Here is a 5,353-nt window from a genome sequence, read left to right on the forward strand (position 1 = left end):
TAGAGGGGTACGGACGAATCCGGGACAAACTACGTGCGAGCGCACGTTGTGAGCGGCACCTTCCTTGGCCAAGGTCCGCGACAGGCCAAGGAGCGCATGTTTGGCGCTGACGTATGCGGACTTCAGTGGTGAGGCGAGATGCGAATGGACGGACCCCATGTAGATGACGACCCCGCCACGATTGTCCTTGTACATATGCCGTAGGGCAGCCTTGGTTGTCAGAAATGCACCGTCCACGTGAATTGCCTGCATCTTTCGCCAGTCGGAATACGAGAAGTCAATGATGGGACTGACTATCTGAATGCCTGCATTCGATACCAGAATGTCCAAGGCCCCGAACTCCTTAACGATGGCGTCGACACCAGCGTTTACGGCTTCCTCGGAGGTAACGTCCATGAGCACGCCGATGGCGCGGCCGCCAAGCTCACGAATTTTCTCCGCAACGGCATTGGCCCCGTCGGCATTCAGGTCAGCAATCCCAACTGCTGCACCCGACCGAGCCATCTCGAGTGCAATCTCCTTTCCTAATCCGCTTGCGGCGCCTGTCACGAGTGCAACATTGCCGGACAAATCAGCAGTGAGCTTCGTCATCTAAATTCTCCATGCATGCAAATACGAGCAGCGGCCAGCAAGGCTGGATGCCGCGTGGCCATCAAGTTCATTCGTACAAGTACACGCCTCGCCGAGCCTTCTTTCCGAGCCTTCCGGCCGCAACCAGTTCGCGAAGGGCGGGCGCCGCGCGGTACTTTCCGTCGCCGAAATCCTTCAGCAGGACATCCATGACAGCGAGGCACACGTCGAGACCAATAAGGTCCGCCAGCGCGAGGGGGCCGATTGGATGATTTGCGCCGAGCTTCATTCCTTGGTCGATTTCTTCAGCCGATGCGACTCCCTCGCCGAGCAGAAAAAATGCCTCGTTTATCATCGGGATGAGCAATCGATTGACGACGAAGCCAGGGGAGTTGCGAACTACGATGGGTGTCTTTCCACGCTCCCCGACGAAGCTCGCAGCCCGGGCGCTTGTTGCGTCGTTCGTGGCGACGCCGCGAACCACCTCAACTAGAGGCATGAGCGGAACCGGATTGAAAAAGTGAATGCCGATGAAGCGGGTGGGGTCAGGAACATCTGCCGCAAGGAGCGTGACCGATAGCGAAGACGTGTTCGTCGCAATGATTGATTCGGGACCGGCTATTTCAGCTAGTTTGCGAAGGATGCTGCGCTTCAGCTCAAATGCCTCCGTCGCAGCCTCGATAAGCAGGTCTGCGCCGGCGAGGTCCGCGTAATCGGTCGAAAACTGAATGCGACCAATTGCGTCCTTCGCATCGCTATCGGACACCGCCCCCTTCTTTACCATGCGGCTTAAGCTATCTGTGATGGAAGCCTTCGCTCGTTCGAGGGACTGCGGCTGAACGTCGACTGCGATTACCCGTTTTCTATTCAAGGCGGCGACCTGCGCAATTCCACTGCCCATGGTTCCGGTCCCGACAATCCCTACCAACTCGTTGTTTGCCATTTCAACCTCTCGTCATTGCTGGGTGTCCGGGCGTTGATTCGCTCGCGGGGCAGCCACAGTCGTGCACATTTTGAGATGCTTATCTGCAGGCGCATCTCCGTCATCAGGCTCAGCCTTTCGCGTCCACCAGCACCGCCATCAGTAGTGCGTCTTCGGTGCCACGATTCACCCAGGCATGATTTGTTCCGCGTTGCACGACGACGTCGAAGGGCTTCAGGTCATGCTCTGTCTTGTCGAGTACGAGCGTAATTTGCCCGGACAGCAAGATGATGTAATCCGTCGTTGAGCTTTTGTGCATGCCTGGGTCGCGGCTCGTGTCGGGCTGCGCATGCGGTGCATGCATCTTTTCAAACAGGTCGCGCCACGCCTTCTGTTTTTCCTCGAGGCTCAGGTGCGCCAATTGGGTTTGAGGTGGAATCTGAAAGTAGCGAAACACAGTGCCGCCAGGAACCGGCTCCAGACTCTCCGAAGTGGCGCCAGCGTCGTCAGTTGACCTGAGATTGTGCGGCGTCGGGTCGGTCGTCCATAGCTCAGTCAATGTCCCAATCACGTTGGTCGCCACGCCATCGAGCAAAGCGTACGAACGGCCCTCTTCATCGTTGTGAGTAACGATACGGCGAACGGGAAGTAGCATGTCTGTCTCCAGTTTTAGTATTTGGCCCCGTCGGGCCCATGGTTCTATGAAGCGCGCTTTTCGCGCATGGCAACCACAGCTGCAAGCACAACGAGACCGTACACCACGCCTCTGGCGGCGACCGGCAGCGATGAGCCGGAAAGCAATGTAGAAAGCGCTGTCAGCATCAGGGCGCCCCCCAGCATGCCTGCATAGTGACCACGACCGCCGGTCATCAAGGTGCCACCAACGACAACCACGGCGATAGATGTAAGCAGATACGGGTCACCCATGTCATTGAAGGCTTGACCTGTGAAGCCACTCAGCATTACGCCGACGAGGGCGCTGCAAAGCCCGCTGAGTGCATAGGTCAAAATTAGCACCTTAGTAACCGGGACGCCGGAAAATTTCGCCGACACCGGATTACTGCCGACAGCAAACAGGCGTCGTCCGTACACCGTCCGATGCAGCAGGTACAGCGAGAGTAGTCCGAACGCGCACAGAAAGAAGATGACCGGGGGAATGCCCAGAAGCTGTCCGGTCATAAGCCAGCGGATGGTCGGAGGTGCGAATCCCGTTGGCGCACCGTTGTCGTAGACGAGTGCAGCGCCCTGCAGAATTCCGTTCATGGCTAGCGTCATGATGAGCGGTGAAATCCGGAGTACCGAGACTCCAATCCCGTTTATCGCGCCTATCGCAGCGCCGAGCAGGAGTACCGCCGGTACGCCCCAGAGCGCCGCGATGTCGGAACCGTTAGTCATGCCAGTGAGGACGACTCCGGCCAGCGTAATGGTAAAGGGAACCGAGAGGTCGAGGCCGCCGCTCAGGACCACTGCGCCCTGACCAAGCGCGAGCACTGCCAGGAAGGACGAGAGCACCAGCAGCGACTTCAGATAACCCAAGGTGCCGATATTGCCGCTGAACAGGACCAGCGTGACTGCAAGCAAAGCAAGCAAACCGACATAGGAGGGCACGCAGAGTCGCAACGTTTCACGACTGTGACGCAGCCGCTCACGGAACGTCGGCGCAGGCACGGCCTCCTGAACAGCAGCTGTCGCTTCGTGGGAAGCAGGGGCTTGGCGAATTATCGTGCTATTCGATGCCTCAGCCGCCACTGCGCGGTTGCGCTGGATAGGTGACCAGTTGAAAAGACCGGACCAACGCAAACCCGTTGATGTCCCCAGTACGGCAAGAATGAGAATGCCCCCTTCCACAATCGTGCTGTAGTAGGTCGAGACATTAAGTACCAGCAGCATGTTCGCGATAAGGGTGACTGAGAATGCGCCGATGACGGTTCCGAGGCAGCCTCCACGTCCGCCTCCAAGCGGAGTGCCTCCCAGGACGACAGCGACGAAGATTGGCAGAAGCATTCCTGCACCGACGAGGGGGTCACCGCCGCCTGTCTGGGCAGAGAAAAAGACCCCAGCCGCACCATAGAAGCAGCCACCCAGGACGTATACCCAGAACTTCGCTTTGCGCGTCGGAAGCGCCTTGAGGTGCGCCGCCCCCTCATCGCTTCCAACGGCGTAAATCATGGTGCCGAACCGTGACTTCTTGACTACGTACCAGACAAGCAACGCAACGCCAATCACGACAAGCGGCATCGGGATATGGCCGTTCGCGATGTCGCCCGTCAGGGCCGTCGTAAACTCCGGAGGCACAGTTCCGCCCGGCTGCTTCAGGATAAGCAACGTCACACCCTGAGTGATAAACATGGTGGCGAGCGTGACCACAACCGGTTGCAGGCGGACGTAAGCGACAAAGAATCCGTTGACCGCGCCCACGCAGCCGCCGGCGGCAATCGCGAGGAGCGTCCAGAGAACCACCGAACCGGCCGAAGTACCAACCTGGGTAACGAACAGACAATTCGTGAGGGAAAGCACGGCACCTGCTGACAGGTCCAGGCCGCCGCTGACGATAATCGCGGTCTCGCCCATTGCAGCAAGCGCAAGACTTGCGGTGCCGGACGCGGTGGAGCTCAGGTCGCTGAAACCAAACGGCTGTGCGAGACTCAAGTCGAGGGCGGCGAAGACCAGCGCTAGCACGGCAAATGCGACAAGCAAGCCTCGAAGCGGTGCAAGCCTGATGCCCTTCAATGAGTGGTGCCCGTTGCGATGTAAAGTGGCGGCCATCACGATGCCTCCCTCTCGAAAGAGTCGTTGGCAGAATGCCCCGATACCCCGAGCATCGCCGTTGTAATGGCGTGTTCAGTTGCAGAGCGACCATCAAGCTCTGCGACCACGCGCCCCGCGTACATAACAAGGATGCGGTCGAATAAATTTGCAACTTCAGGAATCTCAGTCGAATGGAGCAGCACCGCGCCACCGGACGCGAGGTAGTCGTGCATGACCTGATAGATTTCCAGCTTCGCACCGACGTCTACGCCTCGTGTCGGGTCGAAAAGCAGAAGCACGCGACTGTCGGCGAGCAGCCATTTCGCGATAACCAGTTTTTGCTGGTTGCCGCCACTGAAAGCGGAGGCCGGCTCGTAAAGCGCCCGCATCTTTCCGCTGACACGCTTTAACGCACCGGCAACCGACTCCATTTCTTTTTGCCGGTCTATCTTGCCCCAGCGTGCAAAACGTTCAATCGTGGGTAAAGACACATTCGCGCGGCCGGACAGATTCAGCGCGAGTCCCTCGGTCTTCCGCTCTTCGGGTACGAGACTGAGCCCCACCCCCGCCGAAATCGCATCTCGAGGCGACCTGACCGTGACTGCGCGCCCGCCGACTGCTAGCGTTCCAGACGTCATCGGCGCGAGCCCGAACAGCGACTTGAAGAGTTCAAGCTGTCCCATGCCCTGGAGCGCGACAACACCCACGCACTCGCCCGGGTGAATGTCGAAGGAAACGTCATGTAGCCGGCTCCCGGAACGCAGGTTTTTGACAGAGAGGCGCGGCACGCTTCGCTGTTCAATGGGGGCCATGCGCGCTGGGAACGCTGCACCAAGCGTACGCCCCATAATGAGTCGGAACACCTCGTCGTTGGCGATTTCGTTTGCTTCGAAAGAACCTACGCACGCGCCGTTGCGGAGAATGGACATGCTCGAACAGAACTCCCGGACCTCAGGCATTCTGTGAGTAATCAGCGCAACGGTAATGCCACGCCGCGTGCAATCCGCGATTTGGCGTCCCAGCCAGTCAACGTCGGAACTCGTCAGAGCCGATGTCGGTTCGTCGAGAAGCAGGACCTTCGGATGCTTGGAGATGGCGCAGACGATTTCCAGT

Annotated in this window: 5 protein-coding genes; all 5 read right to left on the reverse strand. The window is 58.8% G+C overall.

What is annotated here, in order from left to right; translation table 11 throughout:
- Positions 1 to 591: 3-hydroxybutyrate dehydrogenase (locus PQR02_RS39495; protein ID WP_408243239.1), on the reverse strand; the 591-nt coding region annotated here is incomplete at its 3' end.
- A gap of 67 nt (positions 592 to 658) precedes the next feature.
- Positions 659 to 1,513, reverse strand: coding sequence for a 3-hydroxyacyl-CoA dehydrogenase NAD-binding domain-containing protein (locus PQR02_RS39500; RefSeq protein WP_408243240.1), 855 nt, complete (start codon positions 1,511 to 1,513; stop codon positions 659 to 661).
- Positions 1,514 to 1,622: 109 nt separating this feature from the next.
- On the reverse strand, positions 1,623 to 2,147 hold the full coding sequence (locus tag PQR02_RS39505; RefSeq protein WP_408243241.1) for a cupin domain-containing protein: 525 nt from the start codon (positions 2,145 to 2,147) through the stop codon (positions 1,623 to 1,625).
- 44 nt (positions 2,148 to 2,191) lie between these two features.
- A complete protein-coding gene (locus PQR02_RS39510) occupies positions 2,192 to 4,258 on the reverse strand; it encodes an ABC transporter permease (protein ID WP_408243242.1) in 2,067 nt (688 codons plus the stop codon).
- Positions 4,258 to 5,353: ATP-binding cassette domain-containing protein (locus PQR02_RS39515; RefSeq protein WP_408243243.1), on the reverse strand; the 1,096-nt coding region annotated here is incomplete at its 5' end. The genes PQR02_RS39510 and PQR02_RS39515, both read right to left, overlap by 1 nt.

It is taken from the genome of Paraburkholderia sediminicola (genome assembly GCF_046026895.1).
Lineage (GTDB): Bacteria > Pseudomonadota > Gammaproteobacteria > Burkholderiales > Burkholderiaceae > Paraburkholderia > Paraburkholderia sediminicola_C.